The organism is Ruegeria sp. CE12, assembly GCF_056537525.1.
On the sequence record NZ_JBQFRS010000014.1, the window covers coordinates 15,413 to 34,714 of the forward strand.

Genomic DNA, 19,302 nt, shown 5'->3' on the forward strand with positions numbered 1-19,302 from the left:
AACCAGTCAAGGGAAAGAAATGCAGAAGTACCTTAGCGTTAGCTATCTGGGATCACTGTCAGCGCTTGGCGTCGCGACTTGCTGTGTATTGCCCATGACAATGATGTTGCTGGGACTAGGAGGCAGTTGGCTGGCCATTTTTGGAAAGATCGCGGCGGCAAGCTACTACGTATTGGCGATTTCGACGGCGCTTGTCGCCATATCGTGGCTTGTATCTTATCAGCGCGGTTCCCTAACAAAGCTAAAATGGTGGCTTTCGGGGGCGACCGCAATCACTGCGTTAGCTTGGGTCGTCGTCTTTAACGAGGCCCGGATCAACGATTACCTGATAATGCAGATGTGAAACAATGACAGAGCAAACTGTAGTGCTTGAAAGCACCCTGACGTGTCCGAAATGCGGACACAGCGAAACCGAAATAATGCCGACGGATGCTTGCCAGTGGTTCTATGAATGCAAGTCTTGCGCAGCGGTCTTGAAGCCGTTGGAAGGGGACTGTTGTGTCTACTGCTCCTATGCGACGGTGCCTTGCCCGCCGATCCAGAATGGCGATAGTTGTTGCGGATGACAAAGTCGTCCCACTCACCAGTCATCTGATCCTAGACTGTGAACGACCGCTTTGTGCGGTTCGAGACCTGCTGCATGAGCGAAAGACGGAAGCTCGCTAAACGGCAGGAATGGGCTCAAACGGCTTGTTCAAGCTTACTGCAGAAACAGGCGGCAAAGAGCCTGTAGTGCAGAGACCGCGGATTGAATAAATGCCTGCTTTTCGCCCCAAGCGCAGCAGTCACAGATTGAACACATTCGATCGGTAACCACCAATTGTATGAGGAAAATTATCTTACTATTTATTATTGCCTTAGCCGCATTTGCGGCGTGGCAGTTCAAATTGATGAGAACTGCAAACCAACAGCTTATTGTAGCCGAGCAGCGGGTTGCAGATGCAATTTCTGCCGGAACTAATAACCTAAATTTCAGCGACCTTGTCGATCTTCGGAAGCTGCCAGCCAACATCGGTGAGGTTCCAAACTTAAAGTACCTGAACGCACGGGGAACCAGCTTAAGCGATCTGACCGGGCTGGAAGGTAATGCGACTCTCGAACACCTTGACGTGAACATGACACGAGTTTCCGATCTCAAACCGCTTCAGGGCTTGCCGAACCTGAAGTTGGTTTATCTTCATGACACCTGGGTGTCCGATGTGTCGCCCGTCGCAGCAATACCGTCACTTGAGCGTCTTGACATTGGCACGACACAAATTGACACGCTGCGGCCTGTTACACAGATCAAAAGTTTGGTCTGGTTGAATCTTCACAACAGCCACGCGCTTGATGGGTCTCGTGAGCACTTTGCGATCCTGGAGGAGCGTCCGTTTCTTGAGTTGTCGGGTGGGAGCGCCTACCGCCAAGATTATCGACCAGGTTGGCAGTACAACGCAATGCAGCGCCTGTCGCGCTTGAGAGAAGAACTTGGACTCTGATGACTGTCTGTTCATGGGCAGCGCAATCTTCTCGAAAAACAGAAAGCGGTCCATTACATGCCTGCAGACATTCCGCTCTGTCCCGTTTGCGACCTGATGCATGAGCAAAAGACCGAAGGGCTACCAATGGCCGGTAGGGGCTCAAACGAGCAGTGGTCGCTATGTTGATTAGTCGGTTCAATCTGAAACTCGCCATCGCGGATGGCGCTTCAGAAACTAGCCGTTCTGCCCATCCATGTAACCATCTTGAACAGTTCTTCAAGAATCACGTCAATGTACACAAACGTTTGAAGAAAGGGCTGGCCGAGGGGGAAGTGGCCAGCCCTTCGTAGGGGATGCTAGTCAACAAAACTGACTGCCCCGCTTATCTACTTCACCGTTTCACGAGAACAACTTGGGGTTTCCCCGTATCTACAAACAAAAAAGCCCGGCCACTTGGGCCGGGCGAGTGAATCAGAGCACTTTGCCATGCAACCTGCACTTTGGCCGTCAGGCTACAGGCAGAAAGCGCTCGTAAGAACTGGCCTAGTTAACGGCCATCATCACTTCCAGGTTCGAGGCCATAATTGATCAATACTTGGCGAACCTCATCCACCAAATCTAAATCGACGGCGGTTTCATACATTTCTGTAACTGAGTCTTCATACCAACTGGCCGTCTCCGGCTCACTACTAAGAAGCCGAGCTGCGGAATCAACAGATTTAAAGTACTCAACTCGCCAATCCGGCGCCGCACGAAACGCATGTAGGTCTGCGAGCGAAACGTATACATAAGACGTTGGCTGGTTCGAGGACTGTTCAATACTTTCTGTGATCGCGTCTATTAGATCATCATAATAGCTTAAACTAGCATTCCGATTGGCAATTTCCTTAGCGCGAAAAAAAACCTGTTGCGATTCCTGACGAGGTAGCTGGCGAATGACTTCGAGCATTTCAGCCCAAGCATTTTGCCTGACCTCGGCCGGGGATAATTTCACCTTAACAAGTTTATTATCCGCCATAGTGTAGGAAACACCGGTGATGGCTTCACGTTCCATGCGTATTATCGAGTGTTCAAGGCTGGTCTGAAACCACTCCGCGAGAATTGCTAGTTTCAGGGCCTCGTCCATAAAGCCGAGGATGTTTGCAGAAACTGATGAGTTAAAAAGCGTCGTGGGATCTACCGCTCCCTCCAGGCTCTCACTAACCATTGTCGACAGTAGGGACGCCGCGAGAACTCGGCTATCTTCGGTGAATTCTTCCTCCTGGTTGACAAAGTCCGTCTCAATTTTCTTTAACTGAGCGTAGGCTGCATCGATGCTGTAGGGGAGCTCTTCAATGTTCTCAATCACAATTCCAGCATTTCTGAGAACTCTGGCATACTTCTTGTTGTGTTCTTCCAGATTCTGCAAACGGGGTTCCATTGAACTCCATATTTCAGCGGCACGATTTGCTGTCTCCCTATCTTGGAGGACAATGTCTCGGACAACTGACGGAACAAGCTTCAACTGAACATCCAGCAGGCCTTCAAATTTGAGCAGTTCCGTATCTAGTCGACTGGCTAGCTCGGACAATTTCTGTTGCTGAATACCCTCAAATTTTGAGAGCTGAGAGTCAATTTCCTGCTGGCTATTTTCGAGATTGTCGATTGCGTCTTTGAGCTGGTTTTCAAATGACGCGGCTCGGTTTGCAATGTCTTCGTTAATCGATTCCTCTAACTGAGAAAACTCTGATCCGAATAGATACCCTGCACCAATAGCCAATGCCGCAAAAATACTGAGTACCGTGGTAACCGTCCATCTCTGTCCGTCTATCACTTTGCTCGCATTGTCGATTTGTTTTTGCAAACCGTCGGCCAGAAGTTGTTTTTCGCTGTTCAATGCATCCTTCATTACTTCGGTGTGATGCGAAATTTGAGTAACAACGCTTTCAGTGTGTGATCTGAGGTCCGCAACGGATATGCCGATGTTGTCGGGAGAGTTCTTATCGTTCTGTGTCATGTCGATTATCTCAATCAATAAAATGGCTTAAATTGCGCTATTATACCTAAAATTAGCACTATTGCGCAGACTTTTTCCGATCTAGCCTTCTCTTTCCAGGCGAGAAGTCTTTGAGCCGCCCGATCATGATTTCAATGCGGTTTAGACGTTTGTAACGGCGCTAGTCGTTTCGGATGGTCGTGTTGTACTACTTTCGACCAAGAGTGCATGTGCTTAGTTAGAAGCGTTCGTGTCGATCAGAGCCACCTTTACGGCGATGTCACTCATACCGGTGCTAGCTGAACCGTTAAGAAACGCTTCATGGAATTTAGCTTAAATGGCGTTTGCCCCGGCCGACCTTCCTCTTTGACTCGCATAAAAGACGTCAAACCTCGTCGCAGGGATTAGTGAGGGTCGCGACCGGCATCGCAAGCAGCCATTAACTTGATGGCTTTCCGCAAAACGTTGACGTGCTAGCGCAATAATTCTGAGGCGCAGATTGCCAAGTTGGTTTCACACACAGCGTATCAAACACGCTCAACTGAAAGGGACCAAGAAATGAAAAAGACACTGATCTCATCCGTCACCGCCTTCGCAATTGTTTTGAGTGCTGGAATGGCGATGGCGCACCCGTCGGGTGGTCACGGCCACTACGAGCATGCTCAGGATCTCAACTCAGCCGCATCGCAAACACGCGACCACACCGACGTAAAATCTGACAACAACCAAACCACAAAAATGTCTACTGATGCAGCCACCAGAGAACAGTCAATTTCTCTTTCGTCAACGCCACCTAGCGGCAGCTATCAATGGAGCCATGACTACAATAATTATTAATAAGTGCGGCTTGAGATCATCTGAACGAGAGCGCAAAAAACTAGCCAAGTTGACCACAAGCCGATCCAGCCGAAAGGCTAGGTTTGTGATCAACTTGCCTGCTCTAGTTTTCGGGGTTGACCAGCTAAGGGCTCTTTCCAGCTACTCTCTGCGCGTTAAGTGAAAGGCTGCTGCTAACTATTTGGTTAGAAAATCGTGGATTTTAGAGTCTCAAAAATTCAAACCTCTAAGTGGTTGATTTTATTATAACCGCAGTTCCATCATTAAGGTGCTCCGACAACCATTGTCGGAGTACGTAAATAATGGGACCGAATTTTTGAGACTCGTCTCCCATTGAATTCAACACTTTAAGATTCTTGCGCTTAATTGATGTTTCGACGGTTCAAGCGCTTCAAGTCGACGTTTAACAGAAAGCTAATGAGCCTCTTCGCAACCTGGAAACCGGCACAGTGTATCTTACTTGAATTTGGTTGATCAGCAAAAATGCCCTGCCCCAGCACACGGCCCAAAGCAGTCACCCAATAGTCAACCGAAATGCTGCAGTGGCAGTCCACAATCCAGACATTCGCTGCAGGCGCGCAGTTCTTACGCCGCAAGACGACAGTCGCGCCTGGATGATTGATAACTTACTGATTTTTCCATGCTTCAATCAGCCCTACCGCCGCATCGGCGTAGCTCTGCGGAAACTGATCCGAGGTACGGGCTTTCATGATCGTATGAAGGCCCAGCAAAAGACCGATCAGCACCCGTGTGGCCTCGTCTGGATTGACCTCGGAACGGATGGCCCCGTCAGCCTTTGCCCGGCTCAGTATCGCCACAAACCGCCCCTCCAGTGCGGTCAGGTACCGCTCGATACGCGCGTTAACCTCGGGATCAGAGCGGTCGAATGAACTAATCGAATTAAAGGCAAGACACCCGGCATCCTCAATCTTTGGCATCCGCTCCGTTGACGCGATGCCCCGGAACCAACCAGCCAGATCATCCAGCGAATAGGTGTCGGGGTCGGGAAAGTGTCGGGCCTCGGCATTGTCCAGATAAGTATCCAAAGTCTTTAGGAAAAACTTTTCTTTCCCGCCATAGGTGGTTTGTAATGTAAACCGGGTCAGCCCCGTCTCCTGCTCAAGCTCCCGCGTGCTGGCACCGTGGTATCCGCGCCGCCAGAACAGGTCCCGCGCACCTGCCACGACACTGTCGTGATCCGTCTTGCGTTTTCGCGCCACAGATTTCTCCTTACATTTTCTATCCATGTGGATAGTAATTCATTCCTATCCACATGGATAGCATTGTCGGCGCGCGGCTGCAAACGCCGTTTGGCCCAACTGAAACGGAGACCTGATATGACCGCCATAGACCCAACAACCGGGGCCTCAAAGCCCATCACTCTGCGCGTGATCTTCATTCTGAACGCGTTGAAAATCCTGCTGGCCTTTGGCTTCTTCGCCGCGTTCAAGTTCTACGGGCTACAGGTTGGAGAGCTGGCTGGCCCCCAAGCCGCCAACCTGATGTTCTATACGATGCTGGGGTACATGGTGACATTTTTCTGCATCGTTGCGTCCATCCTCAAACGCAGCCTGATCGGTATCCGCGCTGCGATTGCCATTGATTTTCTGGTGTCGATCCCGGCCACTGCGGTCATCGGCTTTGCCATCACGATCATCAGCATGGGCCTGACCTTCACCGCATCTTCTCGCGCGTATTTTGCGCATCGCAGCTAAGACGAGCGCTCCGATAATTCACCCGAGCAAGATCGAGGGGCAATGTATCTGCGGCGCAGTGCGCTATCGAGTGCAGGACAATATGGCCGCTTTCAAACTCTGCTATTGCAGCTTTTGGCAAGGGGCCTCGGGCTCGGCCCATGTTGCGAATGCGTTCACCACGTCCGATCAGATCGAGTGGCTGGAAGGGAAAGACATGCTGACCACCTTTGACGTGCCCAATTCCCAAGTTCGTCGGGTGTTTTGCCGAAACGGCGGGACGACGCTGCCATTCGAGATACGGAACGGCAAGTTTCTGGTTGTCCTCGTTGGCAGCCTATCACGCCCGCCGTCCCAACCCGTTAACGCGATTGTCGGCTGGGCGTCCCACCCCGCATGGTATGATGAGGCGCTGGGTTTGATCGAAGAAACGCACAATGCTGAAAGGGCGACTCAATGAGTACCGAACAAGAGATCTCACCCGACTTCCCGTTTGAACCGAAGCATGTCGAGGTGGATGGGCAGCGCATCCACTATGTCGACGAAGGCGACGGCGCGCCGGTTCTATTTCTGCACGGCAATCCGACCTCATCCTATCTTTGGCGCAACATCATCCCCTATTCCGCCCGGCAGAACCGTGCTATCGCAATGGATCTGATCGGTATGGGCAAGTCGGATAAGCCGGATATTCCCTACCGCTTTGTCGACCACGTTCCCTATGTTGACGGATTCATCAAGGCGTTGGGACTGAAGGGCGTGACGCTCGTCATTCATGATTGGGGCTCCGCATTTGGGGTTCCACCATGCGCACCGGCATCCTGAGAACATACGCGGCATCGCCTTCATGGAAGGCGTCGTGCGTCCAATGACCTGGGCCGGATTTCCGCCAGATTTCCGCGCCGGGTTTCGCATGATGCGGACGCCCGGTCTGGATGATGATCTCGGGGCTGAATATGTTCGTCGAAAAAATTCTGCCAAACGCCATCGTGCGTGATTTGACCCCGCAAGAAATGTCGCAATATCGTGCGCCTTTTCCCACAGCACGAAGTCGCAAGCCAGTTCGGGTGTGGCCTTGTGAAATACCGATAGGCGACGCACCTTCGGACGTTCATGAGGTCGTCTGCGCCTACAGCCATTGGCTGGGAGAAACGCGAACCCCGATGCTGATGTTCCACGCCACGCCCGGAGGCACCATCGGGCCTAAAGAAGTCGAATGGTGCCGTCAGACCATCCAGAATCTAGACGTGGTGGATATCGGGAAAGGTATTCATTTCCTGCAGGAGGATAACCCCCATCTGATCGGAGAAAAACTGGAGGAGTGGTTGGCACGACTGCCCGCATAAACCAGTGCTGCCACGTGTAGCGGTTGAGCCGTATACATAAATCAGATTTTCTGATTGTATGCTTTGACTATTATCCAACGCGTTCAAAGGCCAATCACCGGAGGGAAACACTGTTGAATCTGATGATCCCGATACCCTTGATACTGGCGGCTGTACTGCCCGCCTTTCTGGACCGGTGCTCCGGGTCCGATACCAGCGTTGCTTTGGGCGTGTTGGCGCGCGACCGGGTGGCCTTGACCGCGACGGCCAGCGAAATCGTCGTCGATTTACCGGTTGCAGAGGGTGCTGTGGTCAAGGCAGGCGACACGCTGGTTCAGCTTGATCCAACATTGCAAAGCGCAAAGTTAGCACTGGCGCAGGCTGAACTCGAAAAGGCGCAGGCCACGCTTTTGAAACTGCAGGTGGGGCCGCGCGAGGAAGAGATTGCGATTGCCGAAGCCAAAGTCGCAGGTGCTGTTGCCCGGCTGGCTGACGCCGAAGCCATCTATGACCGAAACGCCAGACTGGTCGAAAACTTGGTCGTTACCGAAGCGCAGGTAGCAAATGATCTGGCACTGCGCGACTCCGCGCGGGCTGAACTCGCCAGCGCTCAAGAATCGCTGAAAGAGCTGCAGAACGGCACCAGGCCCGAAGACCTGGCGGTTGCCGAAGCCAACGTACGAGCCGCCGAAGCGTTGGTTTCCGCCGAACAAACCGTTCTGGACGACTTGACGGTTACAGCCACCCGAGACGGCGTGCTGGATTCCCTGCCGTGGAATTTGGGTGAACGAGTAACATCCGGTAGCCCGGTGGCCGTGATGGTCACGGGCCAAATCCCCTATGCGCGCGTCTACGTTCCCGAGCCACATCGCGTCAATCTGAAACCCGGCGATACGCTGGAAGTGCGCGTTGACGGGCTGGCCGATCCGTTGGGCGGCGTGATCCGCTGGATCAGCGACGACGCGTCGTTCACGCCTTATTACGGGTTGAACCAGGATGACCGAACCCGACTTGTCTATCTGGCCGAGATTGACCTGCCCACTGCAACACCGGACCTGCCCGCCGGTGTGCCAGTGCAGGTCCCCATGCCATGAGTGATGTCGTCGTCTCGACGAAAGGTCTGACCCGTCGGTTTGGGGAAAACACCGCAGTCAACAATCTGGACCTTGAGATCCGAACCGGCCAGATTTACGGATTTCTCGGCCCAAATGGCTGTGGCAAGACCACGACTATGCGGATGCTGACCGGGCTGCTCACCCCCAGCAGCGGGGCGATCTCGGTTTTGGGTCAATCCATGCCTGAGGCCGCGGAACCGCTAAAGAATGAGATCGGGTATATGACCCAGATCTTCTCATATTACCGCGATCTGACAGTACTGGAGAACCTTCGGTTCGCAGCGGAAATTTATGGCATCCCGGTGAAGTCGGCCAAGGACCGGATTGACGAATTGCTGCACACCTATGACCTGACATCAAACATCCATCAGCTCAGTGGCAGCATGAGCGGTGGGCAACGACAGAAACTGGCCCTTGCCGCGACCGTCATGCACCGGCCAAAACTGCTGTTTCTGGACGAGCCGACCTCGGCTGTTGATCCCGAAACCCGCCGCACCTTCTGGGAACAACTGTTCGATCTGGTCGATCAGGGCGCGACGATGATCGTGTCGACCCATTTCATGGACGAGGCCGAGCGTTGCCACCGGCTGGCGATCCTGCAGCATGGGGTGAAAAAGGCCGATGGCTCTCCGCGCCAGTTGATGGATGATCTGCAGGCCGATGTTGTCGAGGTTGAAGGGCCGGACCTGCGTAAGGTCAAACACGCGTTGGACGGCCAGCCCAAGATCCTGTCGACCGCGCAAGTCGGGTCGCGGCTGCGTGTACTGGTGGATAAATCCGAACCTCAGCCGGTGGACATGTTGCGCGGCCTAATTGCTGCGTTTCCCGACCTGTCCCTGACCCCGCAGCGACCAAATCTGGAAGATGTATTCGTCAGCGCCACACGGGGGCCAGAACAGTGATCTCGCCACGCCGCATCGCCGCTGTCCTGAAGAAAGAGCTGCTCCAACTGCGGCGGGACAGGATGACCTTTGCCATGGTCATAATGATCCCGCTGATCCAGCTGCTGCTGTTTGGCTACGCGATCAACACAAATCTGCGACACGTCCCCGTCGCGCTGGTGGATCAGTCCAGAACCGAGCTGTCGCGTACGCTGGCGCAGATCATTCAGGCCACGCAGGTCGTGACCATCACCGAACAGCTAACAACCCCGCAAGAAGCCGAGCGCGCGATCACCGAATCCCGCGTGCGTGCCGCGCTGATCATACCTCAAGACGTCAGCCAACGCCTTGCCCGCAGCCCGTCCGTAGGGCTGAGTCTGCCCAACGCAACGGATCAGACCAGCAGCCGGCCTGTTGCCCATTGGATCGTAGATGGTTCAGACACGATGGTCGCCAGCGCAATTAAATCTCTGCGAACGATGCCTTTGACCGAATTGCTGAAACAGCCTCCAAACCGGCAAGTACCCACGTTCGAAGTCACGCTCTACTTCAACCCTGAACAGCGATCGGCGGTGAATATCGTGCCGGGCCTTGTCGGAGTCATACTGACTATGACGATGATCCTATTCACCTCGGCCGCCATTGTCCGCGAGCGCGAGCGCGGTAATATGGAGATGCTGATCAACACCCCGATCAAATCGATCGAGCTGATGGTCGGCAAAATCATCCCTTACATCTTTATGGGTTTGATACAGGTCGCAATTATCCTTGGCCTTGGTCACTTCCTGTTCGATGTTCCGATCAATGGCGGGCTGGGCGTTTTGCTGGTGGTGACATTGCTGTTCATCATTGCCAGCCTGTCACTTGGGCTGGTGATCTCTACACTTGCGCAAAATCAATTGCAGTCGATGCAGATGACCATCTTCGTCCTACTCCCCTCGATCCTGATGTCGGGATTCATGTTCCCTTTTGACGGTATGCCAAAACCCGTCCAGGTGATTGCTCAGGTCCTGCCGGCAACCCATTTTATGGACATGATCCGCGGCGTGGTTTTGCGCGATGCTTCTCTCTACGAGGTACGCTGGGGGATTCTATGGATGACCGGGTTTGCGGTATTCGGATTGTTGGCGGCCACTCTAAGATTCAAGAAACGGTTGGGTTGAAGAGGGCCCAAAACCGACCCATTGCATTGCCGTTGCTTGCTGCAGTTGCGGCCTGCATTCCGGACATTAACTATAGGGGCAAGATCCAGAGATGATTGAACCAACAGACCCGCCACAAACATCAGTTTGCGTTTATGGAGAACTCATTCTTCAAAAATTGAAGGCCTTCAACATAGCCCGCATATTGTAATCCGCGCTCGAGAACTAAGCCGTCATAATAAAACAAAAATGCACCAAGTGTTGTTCTGAAATATACTTCAGCAGTTTTTTCGGAACAAAGTTTGGCCTGAATACAAAGGCCTAAGCGATCAAAGAAGGAAACGATGTGGTCAAAATCTTCGAAATGGTCTCCGTCCGCAAAAACGCTATCGTAAAGTTTCCTCTGGAAGTTCTCACGCGCAGTTGTGCTTGATCGTACAAGTTCCAGTTCATTTCTGGGCACCGTTTCCTGAAATCTGTCTGTCGCGTCTCGCAAAACGGCGAAGCTGTCTCTGTATCCTCCGGATTCCCATTTTTCGATCAATGCAAGCGTTTCTTTAGCCCGAGCTGCCTCAACTTGCTGTGTGTACTGAATCACCCCGATAAGCACACCGATAGAGGCGATCAGGGCCCCAATTGCCATCATGAATTGGCCGAAACTGTCCCACCACTCTGAGGTTTTCCACAAAAATGTGCTACTGGGGTTATTCTTCATTTGCTGTCACACATTTCGGTAAGATCCACGCGGACGGTCGGATCAATAGGGCGATCAAGCCCCTCAAGAAACGCTTTCAAACACCTTGCATCGGTCGCATCCAAAATGAAAACCGACCTTAACTCTTGAATAGGTTCGAGGTTTGGATCGGTGGACCCGGTTGGATTAGGAAGCTTTGTGAACCAATCAATACCGCGCGTTCCATCAGCAACATCATTGGCACATTCCGTGAGATCAACTTCTCCGCGCCCATCGCCTGTTTCGGAAATCCGTTTTTCGAATTCTGGGTATTGTTCCAGAAAACAGGCCGCCCTGACGTTGTCCAATTCGACAATCTCATCACAAACGAAACAAGCCTGTGCGCTTAGCGGAAAAAACAACAACGTAGCGAACAAAGCACGGCGAGCCAAAAATTCTTTAAAACAGTGCATAGTCACCCACCATTCGATGTCTTACCATCCAGGGTGTCTGACGACCCTGCTGTTTTTGAACAACAAGGGACTTTACGCCTAGATACAATTCTGATGCTTCAATTCGTCCGTTAGCATCCAGATCATACGACTTCCGGTCGGTCTGCAAGACCTGTTGAAGCGCCCACGTGAACACGCCTCCGCCTAGCTCAGGCGTTTCCTCACTATATTCTCGTCCTTTGGATGCCGCGAGGATAGTGATGTTTGTGTTTAGCTGGAACAAGTCGGCAACCGCATCATCATTCGTCGCAAAAGGACCCGTTCCAGTTGCACCAGAATGGCATGCATCCAAGATGATCGTAATTCTAGCCTCTGTGCCCTCCAGCAATTTTGACAAGCGCCCAAATGCCAGGGCGGTCGCGCTCACATCCTCCAGTCGAGTTCCCGACGTACCAAAATAGAAATCGCCGCTTTCAGAACGCAGCCCATGTCCCGCGAAATAGAGAACCGCGTGATCTCCTTTTTCCATATCCATCAGCAATGTTTCGACACCCGCCAGAATAGCCTCCGGCGTTGCCCGAGTATCCTTCAGATAATTGATCTCATCAAAGTCAGGAGCGTCCTCCAGCCCGCCTGCAAGAGTTTCCGAAAATCTACCGCCGTCTCTTAGCGCGTAGTTCAACGATGGGATCGACGGGTCGTCATATGTGTTGATACCTATGATGAGAGCACGGTTTTTAACCTCTGCCTGCGGCTGCGGCCCAAGATCCCCGCTAATCGGAAGACTGGCCAAACCTGCTTTGTTGACAGCAACAACGCTGGCCCACCGCGCGCCTTTCAATCGAGACACACTAAACTGTTGCGGCACAAGTATATCCATACCGTACCCATCGCCACCTCTGTCCATCGCCATAAGCATTTTCAAGGCCATGGTGGACCCGGCACCCAACTGTTCTTTCATTTCAGGTGGGATCGAGTTTGCAGTCATCCGCGGGTTTGCTTCCACACGTTCCGTGATCACGCCATCCTGAAAAACCAGATATTCAATTGCATCAGTGTCATCTGGCATAAGGAACAAACCAACATCGCCATTGTTCGTCAAGCGAACCTCGCCAGCCATGAATTGCGGAGGAATTCCTGCAATTGTCGCCGTTGGGATCGGCTCTTGCTCCAATACCAGTTTCGTCAGGCCCTGAACGCGTTGCGCCTCACCAAAGCGATCCAGACTGTACTGGCCATCCAGACCGTCAAAGCGCAAGTCGATCTGGGCGGCAGCTTCTGCAGTCGCATCAAACCGAAAATCGTCCAGCCATGTGACAATTTCATCTTCGACGATACGGCCAGAGATTACTTTCTTGCCATTTTGGATCTGGTAGATGTGTAGCCCGCCATCAGAGTTGACTTGCACAAGATGCTTGTGGTCTTCGGTTAATCCAGCGTCAATCAGAAGGTCTCCGTCCGGCAGGCCCTCTTCCAAAAACACCATTTTTTGTTGCGTTCGATCGTAGACTGCCGCCACGCCATTTCCCGGTGAAAACAAAACCAGCTTCTGACCAGCATTCCGTAGATGGAGATCATGGTCAAACCACAGCGGTGCTGGATCATTCTCAAAAAAGAACACTTCACCCAGAATTGTGGTGCCTGGATTCTCTGGCTTGGCTGTTGCCAAGTCCAGAATATAGGCTGACGAAAAGCTGCGGAGCGAGCCTAAAGTCGCACCCGCAACGCATGATGCACGTGTAATCCAGACGGGTCCGGTCTCGGTTTCAAGACGCGACGCCGAAACAAAGTCTCTTACTGTAGGCAAGCCGTTTGACGGGTCAAAACCACGGTCCATATCCAAAACGGTGTGGTCGCACTCGGATTCCATTGCTTCATCTGCTGGTATCTTCCATTCCAGTTGCAAACCGCTGGCCCGCGCATCAGCCTCCAAGCGCTTAGCAGCGTCTTCGGACCAATTCATGCGAACCCGGTATGGTTTGACATAGGCACCCGTTTTTGAATATGAGGCGGCCTCCCTTTCATCCTCGCTCATTGGCTTGAGGACAACTTCTCCTTCCTGCATATCCGCAAGACGAACTCCCAAACGTTCCAGCTGGTTTTCTGCGGTTCTTACGGTGAATTCAGATTTGTACTGCGGCTGATCCAATGGGGTCAGAGAAATCCCAACATGAGCCAGTCGCCGCGACAAAGCCGAAACGCTGTCCAGTTTTTGCCAGACCCCGTCAGTGACCTTAAATTCATCAGCCTCCGTACGGGTCGCGTCCATTCCCCCGACCACATGAAACCCATTATCCAGTGTAGCCGGCGCAACCGGACCAATCGAAGACATCATCAGCTTGAACAAAGCGGCGCTGCCCCGCTTATCGGACGAGTAGCCACTGCGAGGGGATTCAGTGCTGGCGTAGGCCGGGTTTTGCAATGAACCCACGAAGTGTCCGAACATGCCCCATATTGTAACCAAACTGTTTTCCAGACTGACGCCGATATGGGTTTGATCGACCGTGGCTGTGCAACAGGCCGGGCCAGTCACTTGCTGGTTAATCCGAAGTCCGTCCGAGAACAGTGAATGCAAATTGACCTCGGCCCATGGGGCTTTGGTTGTCATCACGTAGCTGTCGCCCAACATCCAATAGGTATGCCCGCTGTCTATTGTCGTCACAGTACGTCCGTCTGTAACGTCGACAATCTCGGTTCTGCCATCGTGATCAAGGGCCAGAAATCGATGCGTAGGAGATATCTGCAGATTGGTGCCTGCTTTTTGGACGATTTCGGTTTCTCTTGGGCCTTTCGCACCGTTCAGCCCCATAACCGGCGTTTTCTTCATAAGGAGAATGCGGCGGTCATTGAGCAAGACATAGTGATCGGATTTCAGATCAATCCGGTGTGTGAAAGCACGACGCCCAAGTTCTGAATTCAGAACAAGCTGCGCTGGTCCAGGCCTGACATTATATAGCGAATGTCCTGCAGATGCTGTTCCTGCGCCGCCGAATAGGGACAAAAGCCCTGCAGCGACTTTGGCAACCATTTCTTCTTCGCAAGCCCGGTTATAGCCCACCAGGTGATATTCCAGATCATCAGATTCAAGATGCAAAGGAATAACAGACAAATCACCTTGCGGCCCTGCCCCCCGGGCGTGCAATGCAACAAGGGCTCTTGTTCTTCCTACGCCTTGTGCCAGGCCAAATGGGTTCGGCGCCATTGGCCCAAGGGCGACAAACCCTTTCCCTTCAAATCTAACCGGTCTCCAAGAACTTACCATCAACCAGATCGGGGCGCGTTTTTGAAGTGTGTTGCCTTCCCATTCGATATTGAGATGTTGACCGAACGAGATATCGCGGCTGCCTGTTAAACCGACACGAAAATCTCTTGCCAACGCGTCGAATGCGGCCCGTTCTGCTTCGCATGTATCTGCGAGTGGTCTCGAAGTATTCTTCAAACCGGCAATCCACTCCAAAGAGTCTTCGATATTCGCCGAAAGATCACTTTGGACAGCGATGTCCGCGCCGCTCGTAGGCGCGGGTAAAAACCGCCCCGCCTTACCGTTGATGACGCCGCTCGTTGCTCCCTGAAAGGGCTTGGACTCGTCCGGAATTCCTTTCAGAAAGCACGTGTCAGTTCGTCCGTTATGGGTGAAGTGAGAGCAACCCAGGGTCGCGATGCATAGGGCTTCGCACTGATTTAATGATAGGTCCTGAAGTTCCGGGTCGGATAAGCCGTCGCGAATATCACCTCCCCAGTAGTCAGTGTTTTCTAAGCGTTCCACCTGATGCAACGCTGGCTCAAGCGCCAGATCGACCTCGTTATCATAGCGAGGATTTAAACTTGGCCCCGTTTTGCCAGAAGCTTGCGCCTGGTCTCCAACCCAGATGTTATTCCCCTCGCCAGTCCAGTTTTCAGGAACCGAACAGATCTGTTGGACACGGTCGATTTCCTGTCGTGACCCATTCAGCGTAAAGACGAGTGGCGCGTCTTGAACGGACGGCTTTTGAAACGTGACCCATGCGTATCGACCAGATTTCAAACCATCCAACAGGGGTCCGGACGTTTTGGTGGCATAACTGAGGCGACCCGTTTCGTCATCCACCCGAGCCGCATATGGGCTGTTGCCAGTCACATCCACTTCAAGGTGGCTTCCGCTCATATCCACCGGGCTTAAATCAGCACTGCTCAGTACTACTTCGACACTTTCGAAAGAAACGCATTCAACCCGCAGGCAGATCCGTTTCTCTGCACCATTCGTGCAAATTTCAGCAGCAAGGCCGCCGGGATCCGTTTCAGGTTGGTGCCACTTGAAGAGGTTTGCAGATGCCGGTTTTGCTAAAAGAAAAGAACTAAAGATTAACGCAAACAGCTGGGAATAACTCACAATCACACCACACAAAATCACACAGGTCATCAGGCGAAGAAAAGGCCTTTGTCAGATACTGTAGTCAGCAGAAGTCATTACAGAAAGAGATTTTTTCAGCCCTCAAAAACTCGTTCAGCCTTAAATAGTTGAACGGGATCGGCTTTTGACTTTGTGACCCCGGTAAAGCACTCTTGCCACATTCAAACGAAAACCCAGGCCCGCTTAGACGCTGCTTGAATTAATCACGGCCAATATGGGCAACCTTCAAAATCCTGCCTCCAAATTTGAAAGCATTCCCTGCCACGCATGAATACATAAAAGCTTCTTCAATGAAGGGAAAACAACTGTGATGCGTGTCTCCAAATCACTACATGAAGGAAACTCTCCGCCGGGCCTACCAGAGCTTCCCATGGGTCGGATGGTACTCAAAACACCCGGCAAACCCGCTGGATTTCTTTACCCCGGAGACAAGGATGCGCCGGATCCCCCAGAATGGGTCACGCCTGACTGTGAAGGCCATATCATCTCAGTGGCTCCAACCGGATCCGGCAAGGGGGCTAGTCACCTCATACCAGCTCTTCTCGCCTGGCAGGGTCCGGCCGTCGTACTTGACGTAAAGGGCGAAGCTTGGGCCACGACGGCCAATGCCCGAAAAAAACGGCAGATCGGGGCTCTTATCTCCAATTGATGCACGTCGCAGCTAATGCCCGCCGTGAGCCTAAAGTCACCGATGCTGCATACTGAGCAAACAGCACCAATTCCGCGCTAAGCTGCCGTCGCGGCGGACTGGCTGGAATCTCCATACAAGACTGGCAGCTCTTCGCTATTGCGGTTAGCGTACCCGAAGCTGGCGACAATTATTTGACCCAATTTGAAGGGATTAGAATGACCAAAATCATTTGGATGTCCGATCCTCATTTCCAGAATGAAGGTACAATCGACGGGCTAGACCCACGAGTGCGGCTCGCTACTGCCATCAATCATGCAAACACCCATCACGCTGACGCTGATTTCGCGATACTGTCCGGAGATTTGGTTGGGGATGATATCGAGGGTGACTATACTGCATTGGCGGGATACCTCGCCAAGTCTGTGTTGCATATCTATCCGATGATGGGAAACAACGATGACAGGGGCGGACTTCGATCCCGTCTTCCTTTGCCCGAAGACACGATGCCGGATTTTATCCAATTCGCCCTAAAGACCACTGACGGTACAGTGGTTTGTTTGGACACCCATAAAGTTGGCTCCCACGCAGGCCAATTTTGCGAAGTGCGGCGAGACTGGTTGGATAGCCTGTTGAGCAGGAATGACGATCGCCCCGCTTACATCTTCATGCATCACCCGCCGTTCGCGCTTGGATTGCCTAAACAAGATGAAATCAGACTTGAGGACGAAGAAGCTTTTTTGAACGTCGTTTGCCGCCATACAAACGTGAAGCACTTATTCATGGGGCATGTTCATAGGCCTACCTGTGGGACAGTTCGTGGTATTCCTTTTGCGACGTTGGGTGCGTTGTCGTTTCAAGCGCCAGCACCGCGTCCTCCTTGGGATTGGGATAGCTTCAAGCCTCCCAAAGAAGCACCACAATACGGAGTGCTTGAAATATCGAACGGCAATGTGACCCTGCAATATACGCAATTCTGCGATTTTACCCTCGGTATGGACGACTAAGCGGGAATAGTAGACCTCGGCGCATCCCCAGCCAATTGGCACTTCGTCCGCTCACCAGCCATCTGAAACTTGGTTTGAACATCCGGAATGAGCGGTTGGCGACTTGCTGCACGAGCGAGACTTTGGGTGCTGTCAAAGGTCAGGTAAGGGCTCGGCGCTGCCATTGGAGGTGTCGATAGAAGGATAGAGCCCCTAGCAGCCCCTTGTTCACCAAGATTTTTCGAGAACTTTTCGTCTTTCTCAGCACCGTAGACAACCTACAATGAGTCACTTGCGAACGGTATTCAGACCTAATGCTCAGTTTCATTTGGGGCTGCACTGAACTTGCGGAATATGTTCCACCCGTGAAGAGCCAACGGGAACCATTCGCACGACCTCGTCACAGGGGTCATACAAAACATACAAATCCGCGTTGCCGTCAAGATATAGCGCCTCCATCGGGTCAAATGTCCCATTCAAGTCCGTCAAAACGACCGGTCGTGCGGAAAGATCAAGCACTTTCGGAGCAAGAAACCCGTGCAATCCATCCTGCCGCAGATCTGGGCCCAAAAGAAAGACTTCGGCGCTCAATATGAGCAACAAAACTAGGAATAACATACCGTCGATAAACAGTGCCTTACCGATATGTTGTTTGGATGGGCGCAGCCAATCAGGTAGATAGTCGTCCAGCGAGAATAGATTTGCGAGCAACACCAGCGCAACGACTGCACCAATGATGATGGTCAGGATTCTACCGCCAGAAAAATCCAGTGGAATTGTGATTGCAACAACCACGGCAGCAATCGCCAACCACTGGACTCTTTCGTTCGCAGCGATGCTTCCGATCGTCGTTCGACCAATCTTTATGGGCTTCAGATCTTTGCCCAACTTACGAAGTCGAGCGCGACGGTTTGCCCATGAACTTAATGCATCTTTCCAGTTGTTGACAAAATGGAGCGGCCCGAGGATTCCCAGTAGTACGAGAAATGTGAGTACAAACTCGGTTACGCGGGTGCTGGCATCCACACCGATGTCCACCACACGAACACCGATCTGCCCCCAATACTCGCGCCACAGGAAACCGGTAACTGCCGCGATAAGCCCTGCGGCGGGAATGAACCCGAGCAACGCCTGGAACATGAAGTTCAATCGCTCTTTGGCGGAAGCCGCGAGCTCGGGAGCAACGTCCTTAAAAACATCTATTGTGGTATCGGTGGGAAGATAAGGCTCGCCTTTGAGCACTTCAGCCACGGCCTTTTGAATTTCATCGGCTTCAGCATTCCTACACACATACCCAAGAGCACCTGCTTGAATGGCTAATATGACACGATCATGAGGTGGATCAGCCGGACTAAGCGCGAGTATCTTGAGATCTGGCAGCGTTGTGGAGGCGTAAGAAATCGCGTCGATACTCCGAAGTCCTTGAAGCATGACATCCACCAGAAGTAAGTCGGGCTGTGTGCGGTCAAGGATCTGCTTGGCTGTTCTCAAATTGTACGCGACGCCAACGATTTCAATTCCTTTGAGCTGCGACGCAAGTTCTTGAATGGTTGTTCGCGCCTCATCCGGTGCAACAATTACGGCACGAATTGGGGTCATGGGTTCGAGTTTTCTTTCAACGCTGTGCGAGATGTCGGTGACGGGCATGTTCATTTTAGTTGCTCCCAAGACACTCCAAGTGTCGGTCCTTCCCGAAACTGGACTGCTGTTTGAATTGCATAGGGCGAGATTGAAGGTTTCGGACGGG

The 19,302-nt window shown here is 52.4% G+C and carries 19 protein-coding genes; 13 read left to right on the top strand and 6 right to left on the bottom strand.

Annotation, left to right across the window (positions count from 1 at the left end):
• Nucleotides 1-19: 19 nt before the first annotated feature.
• The 3 genes from ACR0IO_RS21155 (at nt 20) to ACR0IO_RS21165 (ending at nt 1,478) form a co-directional block, all read left to right on the top strand.
• On the top strand, nt 20-343 hold the full coding sequence (locus tag ACR0IO_RS21155) for a hypothetical protein (protein ID WP_480744500.1): 324 nt from the start codon (nt 20-22) through the stop codon (nt 341-343).
• A 4-nt stretch (nt 344-347) separates the two neighbouring features.
• The gene (locus ACR0IO_RS21160) at nt 348-566 is read left to right on the top strand and encodes a GDCCVxC domain-containing (seleno)protein (protein ID WP_083828990.1); all 219 of its coding nucleotides are present in this window, start codon (nt 348-350) and stop codon (nt 564-566) included.
• Between the two features lie 258 nt (nt 567-824).
• On the top strand, nt 825-1,478 hold the full coding sequence (locus tag ACR0IO_RS21165) for a leucine-rich repeat domain-containing protein (RefSeq protein ID WP_480744502.1): 654 nt from the start codon (nt 825-827) through the stop codon (nt 1,476-1,478).
• 529 nt (nt 1,479-2,007) lie between these two features.
• Here the strand turns inward: ACR0IO_RS21165 and ACR0IO_RS21170 are convergent.
• On the bottom strand, nt 2,008-3,456 hold the full coding sequence (locus tag ACR0IO_RS21170) for a hypothetical protein (RefSeq protein ID WP_480744506.1): 1,449 nt from the start codon (nt 3,454-3,456) through the stop codon (nt 2,008-2,010).
• 537 nt (nt 3,457-3,993) lie between these two features.
• Here ACR0IO_RS21170 and ACR0IO_RS21175 point away from each other — a divergent pair.
• Complete coding sequence (locus ACR0IO_RS21175; RefSeq protein WP_480744508.1) at nt 3,994-4,272, top strand: hypothetical protein; 279 nt, start codon at nt 3,994-3,996, stop codon at nt 4,270-4,272.
• Nucleotides 4,273-4,898: 626 nt separating this feature from the next.
• Here ACR0IO_RS21175 and ACR0IO_RS21180 read toward each other — a convergent pair.
• Complete coding sequence (locus tag ACR0IO_RS21180) at nt 4,899-5,492, bottom strand: TetR/AcrR family transcriptional regulator (protein WP_480744510.1); 594 nt, start codon at nt 5,490-5,492, stop codon at nt 4,899-4,901.
• 117 nt (nt 5,493-5,609) lie between these two features.
• On the opposite strand from ACR0IO_RS21180, the gene ACR0IO_RS21185 reads away from it, so the two are divergent.
• From ACR0IO_RS21185 to ACR0IO_RS21215, 7 genes are all read left to right on the top strand, one after another.
• Nucleotides 5,610-5,987, top strand: a complete 378-nt coding sequence (locus ACR0IO_RS21185; RefSeq protein WP_480744512.1) for a hypothetical protein — start codon at nt 5,610-5,612, stop codon at nt 5,985-5,987.
• Nucleotides 5,971-6,426 carry a GFA family protein gene (locus ACR0IO_RS21190; RefSeq protein ID WP_480744514.1) on the top strand — a complete coding sequence of 152 codons (456 nt, stop codon included), beginning with the start codon at nt 5,971-5,973 and terminating at the stop codon, nt 6,424-6,426. The genes ACR0IO_RS21185 and ACR0IO_RS21190 overlap by 17 nt, the downstream gene beginning before the upstream one ends.
• Entirely contained in the window at nt 6,423-6,788 is a 366-nt protein-coding gene (locus tag ACR0IO_RS21195; protein WP_480744516.1) for an alpha/beta fold hydrolase, read from the top strand. Before ACR0IO_RS21190 ends, ACR0IO_RS21195 begins: the two co-directional genes overlap by 4 nt.
• Before the next feature lie 131 nt (nt 6,789-6,919).
• Nucleotides 6,920-7,309, top strand: coding sequence for a hypothetical protein (locus ACR0IO_RS21200; protein ID WP_480744518.1), 390 nt, complete (start codon nt 6,920-6,922; stop codon nt 7,307-7,309).
• A gap of 122 nt (nt 7,310-7,431) precedes the next feature.
• A complete protein-coding gene (locus ACR0IO_RS21205) occupies nt 7,432-8,382 on the top strand; it encodes an HlyD family secretion protein (RefSeq protein WP_480744603.1) in 951 nt (316 codons plus the stop codon).
• Nucleotides 8,379-9,305: an ABC transporter ATP-binding protein gene (locus tag ACR0IO_RS21210; RefSeq protein ID WP_480744520.1), complete on the top strand. Its 927-nt coding sequence runs from the start codon at nt 8,379-8,381 to the stop codon at nt 9,303-9,305. The genes ACR0IO_RS21205 and ACR0IO_RS21210 overlap by 4 nt, the downstream gene beginning before the upstream one ends.
• Entirely contained in the window at nt 9,302-10,447 is a 1,146-nt protein-coding gene (locus tag ACR0IO_RS21215; protein WP_480744522.1) for an ABC transporter permease, read from the top strand. Before ACR0IO_RS21210 ends, ACR0IO_RS21215 begins: the two co-directional genes overlap by 4 nt.
• 121 nt (nt 10,448-10,568) lie before the next feature.
• On the opposite strand, the gene ACR0IO_RS21220 is transcribed toward ACR0IO_RS21215, so the two are convergent.
• From ACR0IO_RS21220 to ACR0IO_RS21230, 3 genes are read right to left on the bottom strand one after another with little or no spacing between them, the layout of a single operon-like run.
• Nucleotides 10,569-11,141: a DUF4760 domain-containing protein gene (locus ACR0IO_RS21220; RefSeq protein WP_480744524.1), complete on the bottom strand. Its 573-nt coding sequence runs from the start codon at nt 11,139-11,141 to the stop codon at nt 10,569-10,571.
• Nucleotides 11,138-11,572, bottom strand: coding sequence for a hypothetical protein (locus ACR0IO_RS21225; protein ID WP_480744526.1), 435 nt, complete (start codon nt 11,570-11,572; stop codon nt 11,138-11,140). Before ACR0IO_RS21225 ends, ACR0IO_RS21220 begins: the two co-directional genes overlap by 4 nt.
• Nucleotides 11,559-15,695, bottom strand: coding sequence for a caspase family protein (locus ACR0IO_RS21230; RefSeq protein WP_480744528.1), 4,137 nt, complete (start codon nt 15,693-15,695; stop codon nt 11,559-11,561). Before ACR0IO_RS21230 ends, ACR0IO_RS21225 begins: the two co-directional genes overlap by 14 nt.
• 556 nt (nt 15,696-16,251) lie before the next feature.
• Between ACR0IO_RS21230 and ACR0IO_RS21235 the strand changes: the two genes are divergently transcribed.
• Nucleotides 16,252-16,590: a type IV secretory system conjugative DNA transfer family protein gene (locus tag ACR0IO_RS21235; RefSeq protein ID WP_480744530.1), complete on the top strand. Its 339-nt coding sequence runs from the start codon at nt 16,252-16,254 to the stop codon at nt 16,588-16,590.
• Between the two features lie 197 nt (nt 16,591-16,787).
• Nucleotides 16,788-17,576: a metallophosphoesterase gene (locus ACR0IO_RS21240; RefSeq protein ID WP_480744533.1), complete on the top strand. Its 789-nt coding sequence runs from the start codon at nt 16,788-16,790 to the stop codon at nt 17,574-17,576.
• Nucleotides 17,577-17,879: 303 nt separating this feature from the next.
• Here the strand turns inward: ACR0IO_RS21240 and ACR0IO_RS21245 are convergent, their stop codons facing one another.
• On the bottom strand, nt 17,880-19,208 hold the full coding sequence (locus ACR0IO_RS21245; RefSeq protein ID WP_480744535.1) for a response regulator: 1,329 nt from the start codon (nt 19,206-19,208) through the stop codon (nt 17,880-17,882).
• Between the last annotated feature and the right edge of the window lie 94 nt (nt 19,209-19,302).